Origin of the sequence: Pararhodonellum marinum (assembly GCF_015354735.1) — a bacterium.
Lineage (GTDB): Bacteria > Bacteroidota > Bacteroidia > Cytophagales > Cyclobacteriaceae > Pararhodonellum > Pararhodonellum marinum.
Genome location: NZ_JACEFJ010000018.1, coordinates 66,535 through 88,538 on the forward strand (window position 1 = coordinate 66,535; position 22,004 = coordinate 88,538).

The window sequence follows — 22,004 nt, forward strand, 5'->3', positions numbered from 1 at the left end:
ATTTTTTTGCAAATTATGATGATTGTATTCAATGAAGTTATTATACTTTGTTAAGGCAATCAACTCATCAATCAGGCATCCTTTATATATTTGAACTTAGACCAAAGGTGAGGTGTAGTGTAAACGTTGCTGGGGTCAATTTCGGACAAAATTTTATGGAACTGTAACTAAAAATGTCCAATCTATAATTATAGGTTTTTTGTACTGTTTTGAAAAATTCATTTATTCGGTGAATTCATAGAAGTTTTACATTTTGGGCCAAAAAATCAATTTTATAACTTAATCATAAATTGTTGCACCATTGTTGTTCAGTTTCTTCTACGATTATACGTATTAATCTCGGTAATTGTATGATGGAAGTGTACAGACAATCCAAGTATCATGCTCAATAAAACAAAGAAACTTCATTTCAGGTCCTTTGCTATTACGACATTGATCGTTACGGCTGTGTTGGTACTTGGCTTTCTGCAATTCCACACCTATCCTAATGATCCGACAAGGTCTGATGCCTCAAGGCAATTGCAAAACGAATTGTCTGGGCTATCGCATGAATTAAGGGATTTGGAAAATGTGGTCCTTTTTTCAGAGGATGTATCCCATGCAGCCCGTTTGGATCATTTTTGGGAATTAAAAGAAGTGGTTCAAAATCGGTTATCAGCACTGACCTATTTCATAGATAGAACATCGCTTGAAAAAGCAGATTTAAATGGACTGGAGACCATGACCAATGCATTCTTTAATTTTCATCAAACATTTTTAGTCGAAAGATTTCAATCCCAGGATGAATCCTATGATTTTGACACCTTCACTCTTTCAGAACTGAGCATTATAGGATTCATTTCCGATTTAAGCATAAAAGAAAGTAAAGCTGTTTTGGACTCAAGCTTTGAATCCAGGAAATTTTGGGAAATCTATTTCTATTCCTCGATGGGGCTATTGGCATGCCTGTTTATTATTGGATTTATTTATCACAAAGTAATTAAAACTGAGTTGGAAAGCTGTGATGAACACATTTTTCAGAATAAAATCAACCAAGAAATATTCGAACATGCTGAAAGAATCGCAGGCCTGGGACATGGCTACATCAATCTGGATCAGAAAAAAATTGTTTTTTCATCAAATCTTTACAGGATCATGGGATACGACCCCTTGGCTTTTCCCCCTTCACTTCAAAGTTATATTAAGCATATTCACAAAGAAGACAGAAAAAAAGTTTTGGAAGCCTTAAAATCACTTTCCCTAACGAATGAATCTGTCCAATTGAATGCTAGAATTGTCTCTGATTCAGGTGAAATGAAGCAGGTAAATCTATTAGCCGTTCTACGGATTGAAAATAAAGACCGAGCCATGATTTTGGTCAATCAGGATGCCACATCAGAAATTGAAATTCAAAATACTTTGAAGGAATTAAATCAGAATTTGTCCTTGCAAAACAGGATTTTCAAGCATGTAGAAATTATTGCATCTATAGGCTACTATGCATTCAACCCTGAAGCCGAATCCGTTATTTTTTCTGACAACCTATATCGAATGCTTGGTTTCAAACCGGACTCCTTCAAAGCCTCCAAAGAAATGTTTCTCACTTATGTGAAGGAAGAAGATAGAGAATCTGTATCCAATTTGCTGGAGCCAAACCCAATTGTTAAAAGTAAGGGGAATGCCCCAGTCCAGATAAAAACCTGCTATGGCGAGATCAAATATGTCAGTCTCAGTAGAAAATATTTTGTGAAGGAAGGTGGAAAACTTTTGTTGATTACTCTTAAGGAAGTGACGCAAGAGGTTCTTGCAAATAAAAAGCTTGAACTTCAAAACAAAGAACTGCAAAGGATCAATTCCGAACTTGCTTCATTTAATCATATCGCAAGCCATGATTTACAGGAGCCTCTAAGAAAGATCCAAACCATGATTTCTATGCTGAGTGGTTTAGAAGAATTGAAAATTTCTAAGAAAGGAAAAGAATATTTTTATAGAATACAGAGGTCTGCCAATCAGATGCAATTGCTTATTCTTGATTTGCTTCAGTTTTCAAGATTGTCACTTACTGACAAAATTTTTGAATTGAATGACCTTAACCATATTTTAAGGAATGCATTGGATGAAATTACCTTATTCATTGAAGAGAAAAAGGCGGACATCCAGGTTTCTGAACTGCCAGTTGCCGAAGTGATTCCCTTTCAGATTCAGCAGTTATTTAAAAATTTATTGTCTAATGCTGTAAAATTCAGCAAGCCTGATGAGCCAAATACCATCCAGATATTTTCTGAAAATCCAACACCTGAAGAATTAAGTCAGTTTTCAAATCATGATGAAGAAGAATTGATAAAAGTCGTTGTCAAAGACCAAGGAATTGGATTTGATCAAACTTATGCTAAATCCATTTTTGTTATTTTTAACCGGCTCCATGGTAAATTAGAATTTCCAGGATCGGGAATAGGGCTTGCGATTTGCAAAAAAATAATCGAAAACCACGATGGAATCATATCTGCTAAGAGTGTAGCGGGAAAAGGGGCCACATTCACTTTTTTAATTCCAAAACGCCGAAATATGGCACAATCGGAAAAGTAATTGCTTTTTTCAAAAGCGTACTTGAAGGTCTAAGAAGGTTACAATATAGGAACCCTTATATCCATTCTGGCGATATACATTCCCAGATAAAAATCCGTGTGATATCGTTCATTCGGGCCAAAATCAATATTTAGGCATAAAATTTCAACCCATTGATCACTTTTTGGTTTTCAGTGAAACATAGACGGGGAATGAATCACATTGGATTTCTTTGGGAATGAAATTTGATTTAAGCTTTTTGAACAATTACTTTACCCTTATGGACCAATCAAACAACCACCAAGTCATAACTGCTTCTCAAATGATTGGTGCAGAGGTAAGGACACCTAATCATGAGGAGCTGGGCACGCTCAAGGAAATAATGATTGATACTACCAATGGAAAGGTTTCGTATGCGGTATTATCTGTAAAAACAGGTTTGATGAATTTTAAAAGAAAGTATTTTGCCGTACCCTGGAGGGCGATTAATTTCGACAATTACTTTGAAAATGTAATTATTTTAAATGTCACCAAAGAAAAACTGGATAATTCTCCTGGATTTTATAAAGAAAACTGGCCCACCAAAGCCAATTCCGGGTTATTCAAATTACTGACTGAATATTATAATCTCGAAGAGAAATAATAAGTAGATTTAAGTGGAATGGTTTCTTCATCATGCTCTGGCATTATAATTCACTCCCTTTTTTTTTTAAATCGAGGCATTGACCTTAATTAAGATAGCCTGGATGCATGATGATGTGCTAATTTATTTTTAGTTGTAAAAAGTTACTCTTTATATACAATCAAAGTGGTATCAATCAAGTCAGATTCAATGTCATTTTAGCCCATGAAAGAAATTGAATTGTTTACCTTTTTTAGTCTATTATAATATTAATTTTCATTTTGGGATCTTGATTTTATAAATATTCATACATATTTTATAATATTTTTGCTGTTTCTGATGCGTATTTTTGTTAGTAAACAACTCATTAAATCAAAATAACCATGAAAGAAGAACGAGAAAAAAGCGAAAAAAAAAGAAAAGGAATTTCCGATTCAAAAGATGGCAGGGATAAGGATACAAGGGAGAAGGAGGAACGTCCTGCTCGCAAGATGACCAGTGATCCAGGCAAACCTGTAAAAGGAAGAGAAAAAAGTTAACAAAATCCTCTATTCCAGATGAATAAATGTTAAATCCAAGTAGGAGGAGAGCTAGATATGGGTCTCATCCTACTTATTAAATTTTTGATTTAGGAAACAAACTAATTAATAAACCAATAATCTTATAACTATGGAAAGCACAAGAAGAGAAAGGGATCCTTATAATCCCCACACTGAAGAAAACAAGGTGTTAACCGGGATGTTCAGAGACCGGGAAAGCACTCAAAAGGCCTATGATTCACTTATTGAAAAGGGATATACCAAAGATGAGATCAATCTCATCATGTCAGATCAAACCCGGGAGAAATATTATAGTGACAGAAACTTTGCCGAGAAAACTGAGGTAGGAACTAAAGCAGCAGATCATGCAGGGAAAGGATCGGCCATAGGCGGTACAATCGGCGCAGTTGCTGGGGTGATAGCCGCATTGGGAACTAGTGTTTTGATTCCCGGGCTAGGGATCCTGGTAGCGGGGCCTTTGGCTGCTGGATTGGCCGGGGCCGGGGCAGGTGGGATTGCTGGCGGACTGATCGGTGCGATGATAGGAGCTGGAATACCTGAAGCAAGAGCAAAACTATATGATTCTGGGATCAAAGAGGGGAATGTAGTGATCATGGTAGCCCCAAAAGATGAAGCCGATGCCATATATCTTCAGGACAAATGGAAGGCCAATAAGGGAGAGGAAATTTATTATTGATTGTCTTATAGAATGTTATCAAAGGCTGTAAACCTTTGATAACATTCTCTTGATATTCACCTTCTTGAAAATGCTTTCTATCTTCAGAGCTTAAATCTTATTATCGGAAAGGTTTATGGAGATTGACACAACCGAATTTTTACTCAAATCATTGCTAGCCGTATTGTCCGGCTTTTTGTTTGGAATTGAAAGAAAATTAAAACTAAAGCCTGCAGGGCTTAAAACAAACACGCTAGTGGCCTTGGGGTCAAGTGTTTTTGTTTGGTAAGTTTGACTTTTGGAAGGCATTCAAAACACGGATCTTACCCGTGTTTTGGGCCAGGTAATAGTTGGAGTAGGGTTTCTGGGAGCAGGCACCATCATTCAGGAAAAAAAATCAAAAGATATATCAGGCCTTACCACAGCCGCCACGATTTGGTGTAGTGCCAGCAGTGGGGTATTGGCAGCGGTAGGAGCATATTTACCTTTGTTGATTTTTACGACAATGGTTTTGATTGTCAATGCCATATTTGGATTTATTGATTACAAAATTGACAACAATAAGCTATTTTGATTACCTCAGAAGCATTGGATTTCACATCCATGCCAATAAACTTTTTTGTTTGCGATACCCGAGAGTTGAAGAAATCCGATCTGATGGTCGTAAGGGGGTGAATTTTAACTTTTTGTTGATACGCTTATAAGATGTGAAAACGAAATCATTTAAATCAAGTCTACAACATTGGTCTATCCTTTTTTATCCTCTGAGAAAGGTAACAATTCTATTGCTCAACAAAGAGCGCAGTTGTATAATGTAACATTGTGGTTCAAAAATGTGACTTTGTGTGTCCATTATGCCCCCTTTAAAATGGGGGAACGTTTGAAATAGGAATAGGATGTGTCATTTTTTAATTGGCAGAAAGTTTGTTTTCTTCTTAATTGTTCTTTTTGGGATTTACCAAAAGAGCGTTTTGAGACCAATTTAAAAATCAGTAAAACATAAAAAATCATTATGGCAACCCAAATTAACTCCGCTAAAGAATCTAAATTTTATGACCTCTTTGTCCACGAACTGAAGGACATCTACTGGGCTGAAAAGCACCTTACCAAAGCGCTTCCTAAAATGAGTAAAGCCGCTTCTTCCGAAAAGCTGGCAAAAGCTTTAAACGATCACAAGGAAGAAACTGAAAACCAGATCAAGCGCTTGGAAAAGGTTTTTGAGCTCATTGAGGAGAAAGCTTCGGCAAAAAAATGTCAGGCCATGGCCGGTTTGATCGAAGAAGCAGAAGAGATACTGGAAGACCATGATAAGGAATCAATGGTAAGAGATGCAGGTATCATCGTGGCTTGTCAAAAGGTCGAACATTATGAAATTGCCTCTTATGGATCCCTTACCGAAATGGCAAAAAAAATGGGACAGGATGAGTGTGCAAAATTGTTGGGTGAAACCTTGAACGAGGAAAAGAAGGCCGATAAATTGTTGACTGAAATAGCTCAAAAAGAAGTCAATGAAAAAGCGGTAAAGTAATTTACTTTTTCAATATTATCAGGAGGGGTGGTGCAGCTTCTCCTGATTTTTTATCCATGGCTTCTGCTTTTCGCCACATTTCACCCACCTTTCAAGCTTTTCAACAGGTTGGATATTTCCTTATAAAAAAAAAATTTTTCAATATTGAGGTGAATGAGAAACAAGCAGCCTAGATGCCACTTATTTCTCATCCTGATGATTTACATAATTTAGGTTTGGATTATATAAAATCTCTTCCTCGATTAGGTGTTCTTTTGTCATCATCTTCCCGATCGAGATCTTCCCATTCCTTGGGGCGTTCGGGATCAAATTCATCCTCATCAATACTTAGATCATCATCTTCTCTGATCTTTCTTTCAGGTTGAATTTCCTCTCTTTTGTCTTTTTTGGGAAATTCCTGATCTCTGTCTTTTCTTTCAGGGTTACTTTGTTTGTCACCTTTCCTGTCCGGAAAATTAATTTCATCCTCATCCTCACGATCGGGATCAGGAATTGGATAATCTTCATCTGGGTTTGGATAGGTTGCATGAACCCAAGGGTTCCAATTTTTCGGAGAACGAGGTTGGTTTAGTCTAGGTCTCAAAAAGAGGTTTCTGGCTAGAAATTGTGATCCGAGTTCTGGATTTAAAGTTGTCATGTTCATTTGGTTTAAGTTAGTAGATGATCAAAACCAAAGGTTAAGCCAAGATAAATCTTTCAAGAAAAAATATAATTAAAATGCGATTTAATTAAGAATTAAACTATTCTAAAAGAGAAATAAAACCGAAATGATATTTCCAAATAAAACTTTATTAAGTCAAAATGAACATTTATATCACATTTTGTAGATATTCAGTAACAATTCGTATCACACCATGTCGATGTTGCCATTCTCCTCGACCTTACCCAACAGAAATCCTTTTTCTGTTTCACCCCCAGTGTAATGACCATGTATAATTCTTCCTTCTTGGAGATAAGGAAAAATGGTGGAGGAAGATGATTCTCCATTGTCCCTATTATCTATTGCTCTAAATTTTTTATTGTGATAATTCATTTTCATATCACTCGTTTAAAGCAATTAAGGGACACATTTACATGAAAGCCGGTTTTTTATACTATCCAACTCTTGAACCTATCCCAACTTCTTCTTTTGAAAATTTCAACCATGAATCTTTCTGTGCTCAAAAAAAGCTAGGTGTAATCCGATTATCCAGGGTGTCAAACAACAATGCAACCTCAAGTTCAATTGTTTAACAACCCTAAAATGCTTCACCAATTAAAATGTAAAAAGCATTCCCTTCCTGGGTAAAACCCTAACAGTGAATGAGATTAAACTTATTTATCAGGAATTGCTACGGGAAGTTCCAGTCGATCAGACTTTCTCAGAAAAGTTGCTCTCCAGCAGAGTCCTGTTCCGCTTTTTAAATACTAACCGATTTAAAAGAAGATGAAAAGTTGACTAATTTGCTTGGAATTTAACATATAAACCAGACCACAGGAAATTCACCATTCCAATTCACCATTTTCAATTCATAATTCCCCGATCCTGGTCTCCTGCATTGATAAAAGCCCAATGCAGGGCATCAGGCTTTGGTTTCGCAGACAGTGGGGGATTGATTCCAACGATCTCTGAGGAGAAAGGCTGAAACCAAAACCTGCTCTCTCCGTTCGTCTGGTCTTCCACAAAGCCTATAAACAGATTTTTCTTTACCAATGCCGTACTCCAAGTTGACAACCAAAAAAAGCTCAAAGCTGAAAGGATTGGAAAGGCCCTCCATGGGTCATGGCATAACGCTGCATTTCCGAATTCATCGGGAAAGTATGCCTTCATCTCCTTTAGTCCCCGGGATTCGAATATGGCCAACAGGGTGTGTTACTCTGTCTGGTAAGACCGGACCCATTTTTTGCCCCCGTGCACTTTTGCTGCGGTCTCGGGAGACGGCCGACTTTATCATCGCATAGCCTTGGGTTGTTTTTCGGGTAATCTGCCGATCATGTTGTCTATGCCGCCCTCACTCAGATCAATGCCGAAGCAGTCCTTGAGAAGTTCCTTCCTCCTTCTGAAGGGGCCTTACTGCTTAGCGTTCAGATAGCCCACCATGGTCTCAACTCCGCTTCCGTCTCAATAACTATCGGGATGCACCGAGACATTGATGCCCGCAAGGAATGCCGCCTTTGTTTTTTCTCCGCAGGGACAGCTTTTGGAGTAGCTCCTGTTTTCTGTGCATACAGGACTGATGATGGGAAGGTCAAGGACCTGTCTTCTGGAGAAAAGTTCTGCCGGAAACGCAGACAGGTCACTGCGGCTGACCGCCGGGTTTGCGATCGGTATCCTCACGGAAGCTTTTGTTCTTTTGAAGCGGTTTTCATCTTTGGAAGGGGGGAAGAGACTGTTGCGGCTGTTTTTGGGATTACGGTACCGGGCAAGTTCCCTTTCGAGTTCAGACACCTTTCTCTCCAAAAATCTAACCCGCTCCATAACCTTAAGGTTAAAGCTTATAAGTTGCTCAACCGGTTTGTCCCTATGATCCAAGGTCTGTCTGTAAGGTTTGTTGAATATGGGGCCTCAATCCTATAACAACCAATATTTTGCACAGTTTTTCTCCACAAAAACAATATGGATAAGCTGACAATAAAACTGATTTTTGTACATTCACCCAAAAAGATGTGCTCATATCATACAGAGGCAAATAGCAGCCTATAAACTTGAACCTTGTTTAATAAAAAAGTACCTGAGTAGTTAAAAAAGTTTTTGTTAAAACCATCTTTAAAAAATAGAACAATGTCAATAAAGAGAATTTTAAAGTGGACTTTTATAGTTCTTATCGGGATTATTGTAATTGTTGTTACAGCAACCCTACTTACTCCCATCCCCAATATTCCACAACCTGACGTTGTTGCCATGCGGCAAGAGGTTAATCAGCCTTTTCATTTATTGGAAACCACAGATAAGGAGACACTTTTTATACGAAGATGGAATCCGGTGGATAGTTTAGAAAAAAAGGGTGTTGCAGTACTTATCCTTCATGGAATAACTGCTCATAGTAAGGCCTATGATTTTATGGCAGAACCTCTGTCAGCTGCCGGATATACCACGTTCGGATTGGATTATCGGGGGCATGGACTCTCAGGGGGGAGTCGTGGTGATAGTCCAAGTAAAGAACGGGCCAAATCGGATTATTTAGAGACTATGAAGTTTATCAAAGACCTGGGTTTCCGGAATGTTGTTGTTATTGGACACAGCTTTGGAGTGGCTTCGGCCATATATTTGGCAAAAATGGCGCCGGACGAAACGAATGGACTTGTGCTGCTTTCCGGGGCTTATCGGGGAAAACAACCGGCTAGAAAGTATGGTTGGTTCGAAATGATGACCATATTTACCAACTCTATAATCCGTCCAAGTACTGCTGTCATTGAGTACAAACGGGTTGGAATGGAAAAAAGGAATGACCCCCTCTTCAATTATGCATATACGCTGCGGTTTGCGACCATGTTGAGCGATCAAACTGAACTTGAGTTTCAGCAAGAACCCCCAATGCCGATATTGGTAGGGGTAGGGGACCAAGATGAGCTTTTCACTATAGATGCTGTTCGAGAATTGTATGATGGGATTCCAGGGAATAATAAAGAGTTTTGGGTAATCAAGGAATCCCTGCACGCCACCTTCCCTGCTTCATCTTGGAATGACCTGATCAATTGGTTAGATAAACAAGGTTTTGGATCTTCCTAAGGGAACCAAAATTGAAAAATTATTTTTTCATGGTTTTTGCTGATTTAAGATAGAAATATGCTCCCATAACATTCACCAATAATGAGGTGCTCAATGCTCAACCTAAGGATTCATCTCCTAACGCCGGTTGCCATAAAGTACTTAAGAAGCCTGTAATTAAAGGACTACAACCATTAATGGCTTTGTAAGTTGAGATTGTTTTTGCGGAAGAAGGAATTTCACAAAGTTTCCTGTACCGATAGACTGGTGCAGTGAGGATTTCTCAAAGGGCAGGATAAAAATATAATTGAAGTCAACAGAAACTTTACACTATTTAACTGATGTTGAATTAGTTGAAAATGCGGCTTATGAAATAAAGTTTCTCAAATCCCTTCAATTACTTTTGGCGTCTTTTTAAAAAGCATATAGAAAAAGAATCTATTGGAAAGTAGAAAAATAAATGTAAGCTAAATTGTAAATTGAGGTCTGCATATTTCAAGAGGTATACAAAATCAATTCTGCTTATGTTGAAAATAGGTATTGCTGCGGATCACGCCGGTTTTTTACAAAAAGAATTACTGAAGAAAAAGCTGGAAAAATACGAACTTGTCGATTATGGAGCTTATGAGGAGGATCCTGAGGATGATTATCCTGATGTTGTTTATCCCTTAGCCAAAGCAATTTCGCAGGGTAAAATTCAAAAGGGGATCGCTATATGTGGAAGTGGTGTTGGGGTGTCTATCGCTGCCAACAAAATCAAAGGGGTTCGTGCCGCGCTGATCACCGAAACCTATTCTGCCCATCAAGGGGTAGAACACGATGATATGAATCTGATATGTTTGGGTGCCCGTGTGATCGGTAGCGAACTGATATTGGAAATCACCAAGACATTTTTAGCTGCTCAATTTGAAAAAGAAGCACGCTTTGTAAGAAGACTGAATAAAACGATTGCTTTAGAAAATCAGAAATAAGAACTATAAAAATATGGTGATGACAACATACGATTTTGGAATCCTATGAAAACGAAAACTGAAAATACCAACGGGCCCACAATCATTATTGTTTTTGGAGGGACAGGAGATTTAGCCAAAAGAAAACTCATCCCGGCATTTTACAATTTATTCTTAGAGGGTTGGATGTCGGATAATTTGGCGATCTATGGCCTTGGAAGAACTGCATTGAATGATGAGAGTTACCAGAAAAATCTATACAAAGGACTATCCGAATTTTCCAGAAGCGGAAAACCTGATCCAGAAAATTGGGGGAAATTCAAAAAATCTTTACATTATTTTCCTTCAAACATTGAAGACGAAAAGTCATACAAAGCATTGCGCTCAGAAATAGAGAAGGTGGAAAAAGCATGGGGACAAAGGGCCAATCGACTTTTTTACCTTTCCGTTGCTCCGAAATTTATAGAAACTGCCTGTAGAAATATCAGTGCCAATGGACTGGCAGAAGATCAAGAAAGGGATCGGATAATTATTGAAAAGCCTTTTGGATATGACAAAGACTCGGCCATAGCGCTCAATAATATGCTTGATGAGGTTTTCAGCGAAAAGCAGATTTATAGGATCGATCATTACTTGGGCAAAGAAACGGTGCAGAACATATTGGCATTTCGTTTTGCCAATAGTTTGTTTGAGCCACTTTGGAATCGAAGTTTTATTGATTATATACAAATTACGGTCGCCGAAGATGTCGGCGTAGAAGACCGTGGGGGGTATTATGATGGTGCAGGCGCTTTGCGGGATATGATTCAGAACCATTTGCTTCAAATCCTGTGCATGATTGCTATGGAGCCACCCGTGACCTTTGAAGCAGAAGAAATACGCAATCGTAAGGTGGACGTATTGAAAGCCATTCGAAGAATCCCCTTTGATGATGTGCATCACTATGCTGTAAGAGGGCAGTATGCATCCGGGTGGATCAAAGGCAAAGAAGTTGTGGGCTATAGAGATGAACCGGATACCGATAAACATTCCTCAACAGAGACCTTTGCTGCCATTAAGTTTTACCTCGATAACTGGCGCTGGCAAGGGGTTCCTTTTTACCTAAGAACAGGAAAAAGAATGCTCGAAAAAGCGTCTTCCATCACCATTCAGTTCCGGACCATTCCTCACAACACGTTTCCTATGGAAAGCCTGACTCCAAACCGGCTGACCATTCATATTCAGCCACAAATGGATATCAAGTTGCGCTTTATGACCAAGAAACCGGGATTGGAAATGAACCTCAATTCCTCTGAAATGATTTTTAATTATGATAGTTGCTCTACGCAAACTCCTGAAGCCTATGAAACCTTGCTATTGGATGCCATGTTAGGGGACACCACGCTTTTTATGCGATCAGACCAAGTAGAAGAAGCCTGGGATGTGTTGGCTTCTATTCAGCAGGCATGGGAACAAGGTGAAGATGATTTTCCAAATTATGTAGCGGGAAGCTGGGGTCCGGAAAAAGCAGAAGTCTTAATAGCGAGGGAGGGGCATTTCTGGTCTATGGATATCAAGAAGCAAGATAAAAAAGATAAAGGATGTTAGAGAAATTCCAGAACCTCGAAGCCTTGAATGAACGTACGGCCAAACTTTTTATTCAGATTGCCAATGAGGCGATATCAGAAAAAGGTCGTTTTACAGTTGCCTTGACAGGCGGGTCTTCTCCAAATGGTCTTTACAAACTGCTGGCCGAAGATGAGAATAGCAGAAAAATTGACTGGTCTAAGGTGTTTGTTTTTTGGGGTGATGAGCGATGGGTCCCTTTACACAGTGAACAAAGCAATGCCGGAGCGGCATTCAAAGCGCTTTTAAATCAACTCCCTGTTCCAAAAGATCAGATTTTCCCTATGTTTAAGGAAGGTGTTTCTCCTGAAGCCTATGCCAAGACTTATGAATCCTTACTTGAAGCGCATTTGGAGGATTCTAAGCACTTTGATTTGATTTTATTAGGGATGGGGGATGACGGTCATACAGCCTCCTTATTTCCTGGAGAAGCTGTGTTGGAAGAAAAAGAAAAGAAAGTTGATGCGTACTTTTTGAAATCGCAGGATATGTATAGAGTTACACTTACTGCTCCACTGATAAACGAGGGGAAAAATATTATCTTCTTGGTTTTTGGAGAGAAAAAGATGGATGCACTGTATCAGGTTTTGGAAGGAAATGAAACCTATCATAAGTTCCCTACGAAACTCATAAAACCCAAATCGGGTAAAATTTATTTGATGGTAGATCAAATGGCAGCCTCAAAACTGAAAAAGCATTAGATAATTGAAAAAACTGCCTTAAGGAAGACCTTTAAACATCAAAATCCTGATTATTAATTTCGGTTTTTTCTTTTTATGATTTCAATTGTCTTTTAGCTTTGTATGTGTGTCGGAAATTTCCAATGTCAAACAGGTTTGAACCATAAAAGCCGGTTAAACAAAATAAAAAGTTAATTTAACTTTGTGTTTTTCAATTTATGCTCATGGAGTCACTTCACAATTATCTTAATAGATATATTTCAACTCCAATTTCAAAAGAAGAATTTGAAGTTATCAAAAGCCATTTTACCCCAAAGAAAATAAAGAAAAGACAATTTTTTTTAGTTGAGGGAGAAATCTCTAAACACTTCGCTTTTATTTTAAAAGGTGCAATGCGCAAATATTATGTAGATGACAAAGGAAAAGAACATACAACAAACCTATTTGTGGAGAATTGGTGGGTGAGTGACCGAGAGAGTTTTGTCATGTCAACACCAAGTATCTACAATATAGATGCCTGGGAAGATTGTGAAATACTTCTGATTTCAAAAGAAAGTTTAGCCAAATTATTAAATAAAAGTCAAGCTTTTAATGAGATGATATTGAAGCTTGACGAGAGAAATAATATTGCTACACAAAAAAGAATAACATCCACCATTAGCGCAACCGCCAAAGTTCGTTATGATGATTTTGTGACTAGTTATCCTGAATTTTTACAACGCTTTCCCCAACACCTCATTGCCTCTTACCTTGGTATCACAAAAGACACCTTAAGCCGGATTCGCAAACAGACCGTTCACAAATAAGTTATATTTTGACTTCATTTTTTTATTTTGTAGGCATTTGTCTATGTTTTTTATCGACATTTATCATCGTTTTTTTCTTTCTATTGAAATAAATTTGTTTAAGAAATTTAGATCAAAACAATGGAAAAGACTCCCGAAATAAAGCTTTAAGCATTACTTCGACCTGAAAATAGTGTAGTTGTACTATATGACCACAAAACATATCAGTCAACTCATCTTGAACTGTGAACAAGGGGGTACAGCCTTTAAAAATTTAAAATATGAAAAAGAAAACCAGTTTCTCGACAAAAGGGCAAAGGGCTGATATCGGTGATTTAACAATTTACCGAATGTTAGCGAACAGATATACCGATGCAGTTGGTCCATTTGTATTTTTAGACCACATTGTTCCAAAAATGCACCCATCTACTATGAACAGTGGAACCGGTGCACATCCCCATAGAGGTATAGCGACATTAAGTTATATCATGGAAGGAGAAGATGAGCATTTTGACAGTGCGGGAAATTATGCGAAAGTTTATTCCGGTGGCATTCAATGGATGAAAGCCGGAAATGGAATTATTCATGATGAAACGCTGAATATAGATTCCCAGACAGGAAGTAACCGTACCCATGCCTTTCAATTTTGGATTAACCTTCCTGCAAAGAATAAAGCTGAAAAACCGGAGTATTTGGCAGTTCAAAGCAATGAAGTACCGCAAAAGAAATTGCCAAATAACGCTGGCCGGATAAAAGTAATAGTGGGTAATTTCGAAGATTTGAATTCTAAAATACCAAATTATTCAGAGCAGTTTTTATATCATATTCAGCTTGAACCCGGTAAGAATTTCACCATTTCCATTGACCAAAGAATCGAGGTTGCGGCATTCTTACCGACTAAAGATGCTACACTCAACGATGAGGAATTTCAGGCAGGAGAATTTGTGGAATTTGACAGGAATGCCGGTGAGATCGTATTTGACAACAAATTACCTGAAGCTGCGGATATTTTACTGTTCGGTGGTGAACCCTACACCGAACCTATTGTCGCGGAAGGTCCATTTGTGATGAACAGCCGAGTCGAAATAGCAGAAGCTTACCGCGACTTTTATGCCGGGAAGTACGGAAATATTAAGTATGAAAAAAGCGAATCAAATTATTAGCGTTTGTCATAAAATTTAACGCATTGCCCTTCGTCTTTCAAGGGTTTTAACAGCTGTTGAAATGGAACAATATGGAAAAACATGAATATCAAAATGGAGAAGTAACCATTTTATGGAAACCAAAATTACGCATTCACGCAGGAGTTTGTGTAAGGACATTGCCAAAGGTATACGATCCAAAAGCACGTCCGTGGATAAAAGCCGGGAATGCGACGGCACAGGAACTGATAGATCAGGTTGCAAAATGTCCATCCGGAGCATTAAGTATAAAAAAAGAACCCGATTATGAATGAAGTTTTAATATGGGAATACACGAGGTGGATCTATTGAGTTAAAAATTTAAATGTTAATTATGCTTGATCTTGTTATAGAAGCCCGACAGGCTGAACTCTCTTCAGGTTTTGCAGTGAAACGCATCCTACCTTATCGGCTTCGCAGAATGATTGGACCGTTTATTTTTATGGATCACGGTGGCCCGTTAAATATGCCGAAAGGTTCAATTAGCAATCTTGATGTGTTGCCGCACCCCCATATTGGTTTGTCCACAGTAAGCTATTTGTTTAGTGGGAATGTGACTCATAGAGATAGTCTTGGAGTAGAGCAGGTGATAAAACCGGGTGAGGTAAATTGGATGACTGCCGGGAAAGGCATTGCACACAGTGAACGGTTTGAAGATCCGGCGATGTTGGCGGGAGGAGAACTCGAAATGATACAAACATGGGTAGCACTTCCCGAAAAGGATGAAGAAAACGATCCTTCCTTTAGCAACTATAAACCTGAACAGCTTCCCATTTTTACGGATACCGGTGTTTGGATGCGCTTGATTGCAGGAGATGCTTATGGCTTGAAAAGCAATGTCAAGACCCATTCCCCCTTGTTTTATGTACACGTCGTGCTGGATCAGGATGTACATTTTGGATTGCCTTCCGGGCATAGCGAAAGAGGGGCATATATTGTCAAGGGTAGTGTCGAAGTAAACGGGACCACCTACACATCAGGAAATCTGATGGTATTCACCAAAGGGGTTGACCCATTGATTATAGCCAAAGAAAAAACCACATTGATGATGCTAGGTGGTGAACACCTGGGCGATCGGTTTATATGGTGGAATTTTGTATCCAGTAGAAAAGATAGAATTGATCAGGCCAAGGAGGACTGGAAACAGGGACGTATTGATTTACCGCCATTGGACAATGAAGAGTATGTACCCTTGCCTGAAGACAAAAGCAGACCGGCAGGTGGCCCTCCCCCAAATGCCCTTTCCTAAGTAATCAGAACAAAGTCTTAAGACAATTAGAAATTATGGAAATATTAATAAAAGAAAACGGCAACAAAGGCTTTGCAATGGCACGGGAAGATGAGAAACGTGCCGGGATGATGACCTATTCCATCGCAGGTAATGCTTTGATTATTATAGATTATACAGAAGTGGATCCGGCATATAACGGTAAAGGTGTTGGCAAACAAATGCTCGACAAAATCGTGGAAATGGCCAGAGAAAAAAATATTAAGATTATTCCACTATGCCCATTTGCGGCATCTGTGTTCAAAAAATCGGATGAAATCAAGGATGTTTTAAAATCATAATCTATCCTTCTTTTAAGTCCTATCGAAGAACATCAAAAGACAGATTACCGATACTCTGAAATTAGCCTATTAAAGAACACGTTAACCTATTAATTTAAAATCAAGCACCATGTCACAAATCATTCCCGGGGAAAAAGACCCGAACATTTCAAAAAAAACAAGAGCTTTCCTTGAAGTATTGAACAGTGGTGATGGGCCACCTTTGGAGGAGTTATCTCCTAAAGATGCCCGTCAAGTCCTTGTGGATGCACAAAATTCAGTGTCCTATGATTACAGCGATATTGAAGAAACAGAAAGAACCATTACGCAGGATGGTCTAACCATCAACATTCATATCGTAAAACCGAAAGGGGCCAAGGAGAAGCTCCCCGTGTTTATGTTTTTCCATGGTGGTGGATGGGTGCTGGGGGATTATCCAACACACAAACGTTTGGTAAGGGACTTGGTCGTAAAAAGCGGTGCAGTAGCGGTCTTTCCCGATTATACGCCTACGCCCGATGCACAATTTCCATTGGCCATCAATCAAGGCTATGCAGCTACGAAATGGGTATCCGAAAATGGAGATGCTATCGGTGTTGATAGTTCCCGACTGGCGGTGGCCGGGAACAGCGTGGGAGGAAATATGTCCACTGTGGTGGCATTAATGGCTAAAGAAAAAAAAGGACCGAAGCTGGCTTTTCAACTCTTGTTATGGCCGCTTGTCGATTCCGACACAAGCCGACCATCCTATAAGAAGTTTGCGCAGGGCAGGTTCCTGACCACACCAATTATGGAATGGATGTGGGATATGTACCTACCCAATCCTGAAGATCGGAAGCAAAAATATGTTTCACCTATTAATGCAGCCTTGGAAGAATTGGAAGGATTGCCACCCGCATTGATTCAGGTTGCAGAAAATGACATCTTATATGATGAAGGAGTCGCTTACGGCCGCAAACTGGATGAAGCGGGAGTACCCGTCACGGTTACAGTGGTCAATGGGATGATACACGATTATGGGATGTTGAATCCATTGTCGCACGTTCCAGGGGTTCAAGAAGCATTGACACAAGCTTCAGCCGTTTTGCGTGAAGCATTGTTTACAGCATAAGATGTTTAGAGCAAAAACAGCGTCAGCGAACGTTGGGGCTGAAAAAAAAGTTTATTTTAAGAATTCGCGATGGAAAATGAATATGTAATTCCCGCTAATACACGAATTGGCCATGTGCATCTAAAAGTTGCAGACTTAAGTCGTTCGATAAGGTTTTATTGCGATTTACTGGGTTTTGAGATCATAAATAAAATTGGGGAAGAGGCTGTTTTTATATCAGCTGGGGGCTACCATCATCATATTGGTTTGAATACTTGGTATAGCAAAAATAGTCCAAGGGCTGATATACACAGTGTAGGGTTGTTCCATACTGCAATAGTATATCCGACTAAAAAAGACTTGGCCATAATATACAACAGACTGAGTATCGCCCAATATCCTTTCACAGGGTTTGCTGACCACGGTGTATCTTTAGCGCTTTATCTAGACGACCCTGATGGCAATGGAGTTGAACTATATTGGGACAAGCCCAAAGAAGATTGGCCCCAAAAAGAGGATGGTTCAATTCTAATGTATACCAAAAGGCTGGACATACAGGATTTATTGAAAGAATTGTAAACTGTAGTAATTCCGGAAATGGAAGAAAACAACAAGGCATAAAAATCGTTTACCTTAACCGCAAAAAAGATGAAACCACAATATGAAGATATACCACTAATAAAAAATGAGGCTGTAAAACGGTTTGAAATTAAGGTAGATGGATATTATGCATTTATCAATTATGGTGAATTTGGTAAGCAAATCGCACTAGTACACACCGAAGTTGAACCGGAATTAAAAGGAACGGGTGCCGCAAGTGCAATAATTGAAAAGACCTTACATTATCTCGAAGACCAGAATCTTAAGTTATTGCCATTTTGTCCATTTGTATTCGCATATATAAAAAGGCATCCAGACTGGAAGCGTATTGTAAGTAAGAAATTTAAAGGCTATGACCAACTTTAACAATTACAAGTTCTCAAGTGAAATCATATGGTAAAATGATTGAAGCGTTGAGTGACCTGAAAAAAGAAGGGTATGTGGGCCTTTAAAGAGAAAGACACCTGGATAAACAGACTTCTAGACAACTACCTCAATTCATAATATTTACTTCATCATTCATCATTCCCCCATGCTTTGACCCTGCCATGAAAAAAGCCCAATGCGGGGCATCAGGCTTTGGTTTCGCAGGGGAACATTCTTAAATTTTCATATACTACACTTATAGCAAAAGAAACTTTGAATATTAAAGGTTTCATTACCCAAAAAAAATTTCTCAAAATTTGATAAATGATGTAATTTTATTTTCATTTGATGAAAATTTCAACTTATGAGACGGCAGCTTCTGGAATTGTTCCGGACATTTACCTACGGTATAATTTGTCTCTACATAATATCTTTTTCTTTATGCATTGGCAATACTTCTGAGACCAGTCCTATTTACGTCCCTGAAGCGTCTTTTGAGAAACTCACCAAAAATACCGATACCACTTCTATAGACTGGAAAAACTTCTTTGTTTCAGGAAGCAATACTTTATCATTATTTTCCCCAAAAAATAACAAAAAACAACCCGTTGGATGTAGCAGTTTTTTTGGCTACCGGTTTTTCAATCCTTATCAATCATTTTTTGAATTAAGAATACACAAGGGATTTAATTACAGCAGCCTCTTGGATCAACTGCACCACATTCTTTTCTTTTTCTGATTTCAATCCAAACCTCCATTGCACAACAGTTCTAGTATAAGTTATGGAGCAATAACAATCCTGTTCAGTTAATTATTTGGATTTTCTACCTTCTTATTAATGGAAAATAAAACTTTGGCCAATGATGCCTGGGGTTCCAGGTTAGGCCTTATCCTTGCAATGGCAGGTAATGCTGTGGGTCTGGGTAATTTCTTGCGCTTTCCCGTTCAGGCAGTCCAAAATGGGGGAGGGGCATTTATCATTCCTTATCTTGTTTGTTTTCTGATCCTGGGCATACCCCTCTTATTTATCGAGTGGTCTTCTGGACGATTTGGAGGTAAATATGGCAACCATAGTACCCCTTTCATTCTTGACACAATGGGAAAAGGGAGGATGTGGAAATACATTGGTGTGTTTGGCATCTTCACCAATATTGCGGTAGTGGCTTTTTATACATATATAGAGTCATGGAGTTTGACCTATGTCCTTCATTCATTGATGGGCACCTTTGAAGGTATGTCTCAATCTCAAGTAGCCCAATTTTTTGATAACTACATTTCGATCAGTTCCAGCACTACCGGCATTCCATTTGAGCCTGTAGTGTTTTATATTCTAGTCTTATTGCTGAATGTATACATCCTATCAAAAGGACTCAGCGGGATAGAAAAAGCCTCTAAGATTGGGATGCCTCTTCTCATCTTATTTGGTATTATTCTGGCAATCAAAGCCCTCACTTTAGGAGAATCTGGACGATCAGAACAATTCCCCGATGCGAGCACATGGGATGGGTTGAATTTTCTTTGGACACCCCAGTATGACTCCCTGCTTAACCCAAAGGTTTGGTTGGCAGCTGCCGGGCAAATCTTCTTTACACTTTCTGTTGGGATGGGCACCATCCAGTGTTATGCTTCTTACCTCAAGGCCAACGACGATATCGCATTGAATGCCGTTTCGGCTGGCTTTTTGAACGAGTTTGTAGAGGTGGTACTTGGCAGTTCAATTGTTATTCCCATAGCTGCTGGATTCTTAGGTCTGGATTGGGTATTGGAAAATGCAGGCTTTGGAATGGCCTTTCAAACCATGCCGTTTCTATTTCAGCAATGGGGCACAGTAATGGCTGCATTTTCAGGGGTTTTTTGGTTTGGGTTGTTGTTTTTTGCAGGTATCACTTCATCTCTCGCCATGGGTACACCTTGGATAGGATTTATGAAAGATGAATTTGATTGGGGCAGGAAAAAGGGAGCTTGGTCTTTTGGGCTGTTGGCTTTGATCATGGGATTACCGACCGTCTTTTTTTATCAACAGGGAGTTTTTGAGGAATACGACTATTGGGCAGGAACTGTCAGTCTTGTTATCTTTGCCTTATTGGAATCCATTTTGTTTTCTTGGATTTTTGGAATCAACAAAGGCTGGCGGGAAATCACCGATGGGGCTGACATCCATGTGCCTATTGCCTTTAAGTTTATCATCAAATATGTCACTCCATTACTGCTCCTTCTGGTTTTCATAGGAGCATTGGTTACGCCACAAGGTAATGATTGGACAACCAATATCCATAACTTATTGAGTGGTAATTCATGGCAATTGGATGACAGCTCTATTATCAGGAAGTTGTCCCATTTTGAACTTAAAAACCAACTTGCGGAGGCAAAAACAGCACTTGATCGGGGAGTCATAGAAGATAGGATTTTCTATTCCAACTTGGCCAGAATCCTATTGGTATCACTCTTTCTATTCATCATTACATTGGTATTCTACGCAAGCAAAAGAAGGACTAAATTATCGTCAAAATGAACCTCATACCTTTTCTAGTACTCCTAGTTACCCAAAGTTTAGTGACCGGGGCAACTATTTATTTCTTACGGAAAGTCTTGAAAACGCCGTTGGAGGACGAGGACAATCCATGATGCCCCTAGAATATTTGATACCAATTGTTGCCTTCATCTTGGCGGCATATTCTGTGATTGGAAATGATGTCATCCAGACATTGGGCACTTTTCTTACTTCCAATAGTGACAAAAAGTGGTGGGTCTTGTGGCTATATGCTTCAGTTATCTTGGCTTCTCTTTTGGTTTATGGTTGGTATGTACACAATGGAGATGTTTCTTTCGGGAGACTCGAACAGATACCATTGCCTGAAAACATGGCTGTGTGGTATTTGATCCCTCCATTGGTTTTGATCATTCTTACCCGCCTGGGGTTTCCGGTAAGCACCACATTTCTAATACTAAGTGTATTTTCATCACAGACAGTCATAGAAAAGATGATCGTCAAATCCATTTTGGGATATGGCGTTGCATTCATATTTGCCGGAGCGCTTTATTTGCTTATCGCCAAAAAGCTGGAGTCAAAAGAAACCCTGCATCGTTCCGGAAAAAAAAGTACTAGGAAATGGCTGATTGCTCAATGGGGTTCCACTGGTTTACTTTGGGGACAATGGCTTATCCAGGATTTTGCCAACATCTATGTTTATCTTCCAAGAAAGCTCGGAGTCCAAGAATTGATTTTCTCTCTCATGGTCATATTGGCATTGATGGCATATTTGTTCAAGACAAGGGGCGGCAAAATTCAGGAGATCGTCAATTCGAAGGCAAATACCAGACACATACGGTCTGCAACAATAATAGACCTGGTATATGCATTGATCCTTTTCCTATTTGCTAACCTCAGTAATTTACCAATGAGTACCACTTGGGTATTTATAGGAGTCCTGGCTGGCAGGGAAATGGCGATCAGTTACAGGCTAAATAAAAGAGACATGAAAAAATCCGGCAATACCATCATAAAAGACCTATATAAGGTGAACGTTGGGCTAGTTGTCAGCGTTTTAATTGCTTATCTTATCGGATATCTAAACTCAAACTATTAAAATCATATTAAATTT

23 protein-coding genes and 1 pseudogene are annotated in these 22,004 nt (G+C 39.0%); 20 read left to right on the plus strand and 4 right to left on the minus strand.

What is annotated here, in order from left to right; translation table 11 throughout:
- Positions 1 to 381 precede the first annotated feature (381 nt).
- The 6 genes and pseudogenes from H1A14_RS21540 (at position 382) to H1A14_RS21565 (ending at position 5,909) form a co-directional block, all read left to right on the plus strand.
- A complete protein-coding gene (locus H1A14_RS21540; protein ID WP_194778382.1) occupies positions 382 to 2,565 on the plus strand; it encodes a PAS domain-containing sensor histidine kinase in 2,184 nt (727 codons plus the stop codon).
- A gap of 259 nt (positions 2,566 to 2,824) precedes the next feature.
- On the plus strand, positions 2,825 to 3,187 hold the full coding sequence (locus H1A14_RS21545) for a PRC-barrel domain-containing protein (protein WP_194778383.1): 363 nt from the start codon (positions 2,825 to 2,827) through the stop codon (positions 3,185 to 3,187).
- A gap of 362 nt (positions 3,188 to 3,549) precedes the next feature.
- Positions 3,550 to 3,705 carry a hypothetical protein gene (locus tag H1A14_RS21550; RefSeq protein WP_194778384.1) on the plus strand — a complete coding sequence of 52 codons (156 nt, stop codon included), beginning with the start codon at positions 3,550 to 3,552 and terminating at the stop codon, positions 3,703 to 3,705.
- 130 nt (positions 3,706 to 3,835) lie between these two features.
- Positions 3,836 to 4,402 carry a hypothetical protein gene (locus H1A14_RS21555; RefSeq protein WP_194778385.1) on the plus strand — a complete coding sequence of 189 codons (567 nt, stop codon included), beginning with the start codon at positions 3,836 to 3,838 and terminating at the stop codon, positions 4,400 to 4,402.
- 115 nt (positions 4,403 to 4,517) lie between these two features.
- Positions 4,518 to 4,955 (plus strand): annotated as a pseudogene (locus tag H1A14_RS21560) (MgtC/SapB family protein).
- Between the two features lie 438 nt (positions 4,956 to 5,393).
- Positions 5,394 to 5,909 (plus strand): YciE/YciF ferroxidase family protein, encoded by a 516-nt coding sequence (locus H1A14_RS21565; protein ID WP_194778386.1) that lies wholly within the window; start codon positions 5,394 to 5,396, stop codon positions 5,907 to 5,909.
- A gap of 220 nt (positions 5,910 to 6,129) precedes the next feature.
- Here H1A14_RS21565 and H1A14_RS21570 read toward each other — a convergent pair whose 3' ends face one another.
- The 4 genes from H1A14_RS21570 to H1A14_RS21585 all read right to left on the minus strand — a co-directional run bounded on the left by H1A14_RS21570 (position 6,130) and on the right by H1A14_RS21585 (position 8,367).
- Entirely contained in the window at positions 6,130 to 6,546 is a 417-nt protein-coding gene (locus tag H1A14_RS21570) for a hypothetical protein (protein ID WP_194778387.1), read from the minus strand.
- Positions 6,547 to 6,756: 210 nt separating this feature from the next.
- On the minus strand, positions 6,757 to 6,948 hold the full coding sequence (locus H1A14_RS21575; protein WP_194778388.1) for a hypothetical protein: 192 nt from the start codon (positions 6,946 to 6,948) through the stop codon (positions 6,757 to 6,759).
- A gap of 465 nt (positions 6,949 to 7,413) precedes the next feature.
- Complete coding sequence (locus H1A14_RS21580) at positions 7,414 to 7,719, minus strand: hypothetical protein (RefSeq protein WP_194778389.1); 306 nt, start codon at positions 7,717 to 7,719, stop codon at positions 7,414 to 7,416.
- A 291-nt stretch (positions 7,720 to 8,010) separates the two neighbouring features.
- The gene (locus H1A14_RS21585; protein ID WP_194778390.1) at positions 8,011 to 8,367 is read right to left on the minus strand and encodes a hypothetical protein; all 357 of its coding nucleotides are present in this window, start codon (positions 8,365 to 8,367) and stop codon (positions 8,011 to 8,013) included.
- A gap of 303 nt (positions 8,368 to 8,670) precedes the next feature.
- Here H1A14_RS21585 and H1A14_RS21590 point away from each other — a divergent pair, with 303 nt between their 5' ends.
- From H1A14_RS21590 to H1A14_RS21655, 14 genes are all read left to right on the plus strand, one after another.
- A complete protein-coding gene (locus H1A14_RS21590; RefSeq protein WP_194778391.1) occupies positions 8,671 to 9,618 on the plus strand; it encodes an alpha/beta hydrolase in 948 nt (315 codons plus the stop codon).
- Between the two features lie 503 nt (positions 9,619 to 10,121).
- Positions 10,122 to 10,568 (plus strand): RpiB/LacA/LacB family sugar-phosphate isomerase, encoded by a 447-nt coding sequence (locus H1A14_RS21595; RefSeq protein ID WP_228527915.1) that lies wholly within the window; start codon positions 10,122 to 10,124, stop codon positions 10,566 to 10,568.
- 45 nt (positions 10,569 to 10,613) lie between these two features.
- Positions 10,614 to 12,134 carry a glucose-6-phosphate dehydrogenase gene (zwf, locus tag H1A14_RS21600; RefSeq protein ID WP_194778392.1) on the plus strand — a complete coding sequence of 507 codons (1,521 nt, stop codon included), beginning with the start codon at positions 10,614 to 10,616 and terminating at the stop codon, positions 12,132 to 12,134.
- A complete protein-coding gene (gene pgl, locus H1A14_RS21605) occupies positions 12,128 to 12,853 on the plus strand; it encodes a 6-phosphogluconolactonase (protein ID WP_194778393.1) in 726 nt (241 codons plus the stop codon). Before zwf ends, pgl begins: the two co-directional genes overlap by 7 nt.
- Before the next feature lie 203 nt (positions 12,854 to 13,056).
- Positions 13,057 to 13,638, plus strand: coding sequence for a Crp/Fnr family transcriptional regulator (locus tag H1A14_RS21610; RefSeq protein WP_194778394.1), 582 nt, complete (start codon positions 13,057 to 13,059; stop codon positions 13,636 to 13,638).
- A gap of 260 nt (positions 13,639 to 13,898) precedes the next feature.
- Positions 13,899 to 14,780 (plus strand): pirin family protein, encoded by an 882-nt coding sequence (locus tag H1A14_RS21615; protein ID WP_194778395.1) that lies wholly within the window; start codon positions 13,899 to 13,901, stop codon positions 14,778 to 14,780.
- Positions 14,781 to 14,851: 71 nt separating this feature from the next.
- A complete protein-coding gene (locus tag H1A14_RS21620) occupies positions 14,852 to 15,073 on the plus strand; it encodes a (4Fe-4S)-binding protein (RefSeq protein WP_194778396.1) in 222 nt (73 codons plus the stop codon).
- A 59-nt stretch (positions 15,074 to 15,132) separates the two neighbouring features.
- Entirely contained in the window at positions 15,133 to 16,047 is a 915-nt protein-coding gene (locus H1A14_RS21625; protein ID WP_194778397.1) for a pirin family protein, read from the plus strand.
- Between the two features lie 35 nt (positions 16,048 to 16,082).
- Positions 16,083 to 16,367: a GNAT family N-acetyltransferase gene (locus tag H1A14_RS21630; RefSeq protein WP_194778398.1), complete on the plus strand. Its 285-nt coding sequence runs from the start codon at positions 16,083 to 16,085 to the stop codon at positions 16,365 to 16,367.
- 109 nt (positions 16,368 to 16,476) lie between these two features.
- Positions 16,477 to 17,457 carry an alpha/beta hydrolase gene (locus H1A14_RS21635; protein WP_194778399.1) on the plus strand — a complete coding sequence of 327 codons (981 nt, stop codon included), beginning with the start codon at positions 16,477 to 16,479 and terminating at the stop codon, positions 17,455 to 17,457.
- Between the two features lie 69 nt (positions 17,458 to 17,526).
- Positions 17,527 to 18,015, plus strand: a complete 489-nt coding sequence (locus H1A14_RS21640; RefSeq protein ID WP_194778400.1) for a VOC family protein — start codon at positions 17,527 to 17,529, stop codon at positions 18,013 to 18,015.
- Between the two features lie 69 nt (positions 18,016 to 18,084).
- Positions 18,085 to 18,402 (plus strand): GNAT family N-acetyltransferase, encoded by a 318-nt coding sequence (locus tag H1A14_RS21645; RefSeq protein WP_194778401.1) that lies wholly within the window; start codon positions 18,085 to 18,087, stop codon positions 18,400 to 18,402.
- Positions 18,403 to 19,240: 838 nt separating this feature from the next.
- On the plus strand, positions 19,241 to 20,914 hold the full coding sequence (locus H1A14_RS21650; RefSeq protein ID WP_194778402.1) for a sodium-dependent transporter: 1,674 nt from the start codon (positions 19,241 to 19,243) through the stop codon (positions 20,912 to 20,914).
- A 109-nt stretch (positions 20,915 to 21,023) separates the two neighbouring features.
- Positions 21,024 to 21,989 (plus strand): hypothetical protein, encoded by a 966-nt coding sequence (locus tag H1A14_RS21655; RefSeq protein WP_228527916.1) that lies wholly within the window; start codon positions 21,024 to 21,026, stop codon positions 21,987 to 21,989.
- The last annotated feature ends 15 nt before the right edge of the window (positions 21,990 to 22,004 follow it).

What these genes read in the sequence shown, in the direction of transcription:
- H1A14_RS21540 (WP_194778382.1), top strand. Translation starts at nt 382, where the DNA reads ATGCTCAATAAAACAAAGAAACTTCATTTCAGGTCCTTTGCTATTACG.
- H1A14_RS21545 (WP_194778383.1), top strand. Translation starts at nt 2,825, where the DNA reads ATGGACCAATCAAACAACCACCAAGTCATAACTGCTTCTCAAATGATT.
- H1A14_RS21550 (WP_194778384.1), top strand. Translation starts at nt 3,550, where the DNA reads ATGAAAGAAGAACGAGAAAAAAGCGAAAAAAAAAGAAAAGGAATTTCC.
- H1A14_RS21555 (WP_194778385.1), top strand. Translation starts at nt 3,836, where the DNA reads ATGGAAAGCACAAGAAGAGAAAGGGATCCTTATAATCCCCACACTGAA.
- H1A14_RS21565 (WP_194778386.1), top strand. Translation starts at nt 5,394, where the DNA reads ATGGCAACCCAAATTAACTCCGCTAAAGAATCTAAATTTTATGACCTC.
- H1A14_RS21570 (WP_194778387.1), bottom strand. Translation starts at nt 6,546, where the DNA reads ATGACAACTTTAAATCCAGAACTCGGATCACAATTTCTAGCCAGAAAC.
- H1A14_RS21575 (WP_194778388.1), bottom strand. Translation starts at nt 6,948, where the DNA reads ATGAAAATGAATTATCACAATAAAAAATTTAGAGCAATAGATAATAGG.
- H1A14_RS21580 (WP_194778389.1), bottom strand. Translation starts at nt 7,719, where the DNA reads ATGAAGGCATACTTTCCCGATGAATTCGGAAATGCAGCGTTATGCCAT.
- H1A14_RS21585 (WP_194778390.1), bottom strand. Translation starts at nt 8,367, where the DNA reads ATGGAGCGGGTTAGATTTTTGGAGAGAAAGGTGTCTGAACTCGAAAGG.
- H1A14_RS21590 (WP_194778391.1), top strand. Translation starts at nt 8,671, where the DNA reads ATGTCAATAAAGAGAATTTTAAAGTGGACTTTTATAGTTCTTATCGGG.
- H1A14_RS21595 (WP_228527915.1), top strand. Translation starts at nt 10,122, where the DNA reads ATGTTGAAAATAGGTATTGCTGCGGATCACGCCGGTTTTTTACAAAAA.
- zwf (WP_194778392.1), top strand. Translation starts at nt 10,614, where the DNA reads ATGAAAACGAAAACTGAAAATACCAACGGGCCCACAATCATTATTGTT.
- pgl (WP_194778393.1), top strand. Translation starts at nt 12,128, where the DNA reads ATGTTAGAGAAATTCCAGAACCTCGAAGCCTTGAATGAACGTACGGCC.
- H1A14_RS21610 (WP_194778394.1), top strand. Translation starts at nt 13,057, where the DNA reads ATGGAGTCACTTCACAATTATCTTAATAGATATATTTCAACTCCAATT.
- H1A14_RS21615 (WP_194778395.1), top strand. Translation starts at nt 13,899, where the DNA reads ATGAAAAAGAAAACCAGTTTCTCGACAAAAGGGCAAAGGGCTGATATC.
- H1A14_RS21620 (WP_194778396.1), top strand. Translation starts at nt 14,852, where the DNA reads ATGGAAAAACATGAATATCAAAATGGAGAAGTAACCATTTTATGGAAA.
- H1A14_RS21625 (WP_194778397.1), top strand. Translation starts at nt 15,133, where the DNA reads ATGCTTGATCTTGTTATAGAAGCCCGACAGGCTGAACTCTCTTCAGGT.
- H1A14_RS21630 (WP_194778398.1), top strand. Translation starts at nt 16,083, where the DNA reads ATGGAAATATTAATAAAAGAAAACGGCAACAAAGGCTTTGCAATGGCA.
- H1A14_RS21635 (WP_194778399.1), top strand. Translation starts at nt 16,477, where the DNA reads ATGTCACAAATCATTCCCGGGGAAAAAGACCCGAACATTTCAAAAAAA.
- H1A14_RS21640 (WP_194778400.1), top strand. Translation starts at nt 17,527, where the DNA reads ATGGAAAATGAATATGTAATTCCCGCTAATACACGAATTGGCCATGTG.
- H1A14_RS21645 (WP_194778401.1), top strand. Translation starts at nt 18,085, where the DNA reads ATGAAACCACAATATGAAGATATACCACTAATAAAAAATGAGGCTGTA.
- H1A14_RS21650 (WP_194778402.1), top strand. Translation starts at nt 19,241, where the DNA reads ATGGAAAATAAAACTTTGGCCAATGATGCCTGGGGTTCCAGGTTAGGC.
- H1A14_RS21655 (WP_228527916.1), top strand. Translation starts at nt 21,024, where the DNA reads ATGATGCCCCTAGAATATTTGATACCAATTGTTGCCTTCATCTTGGCG.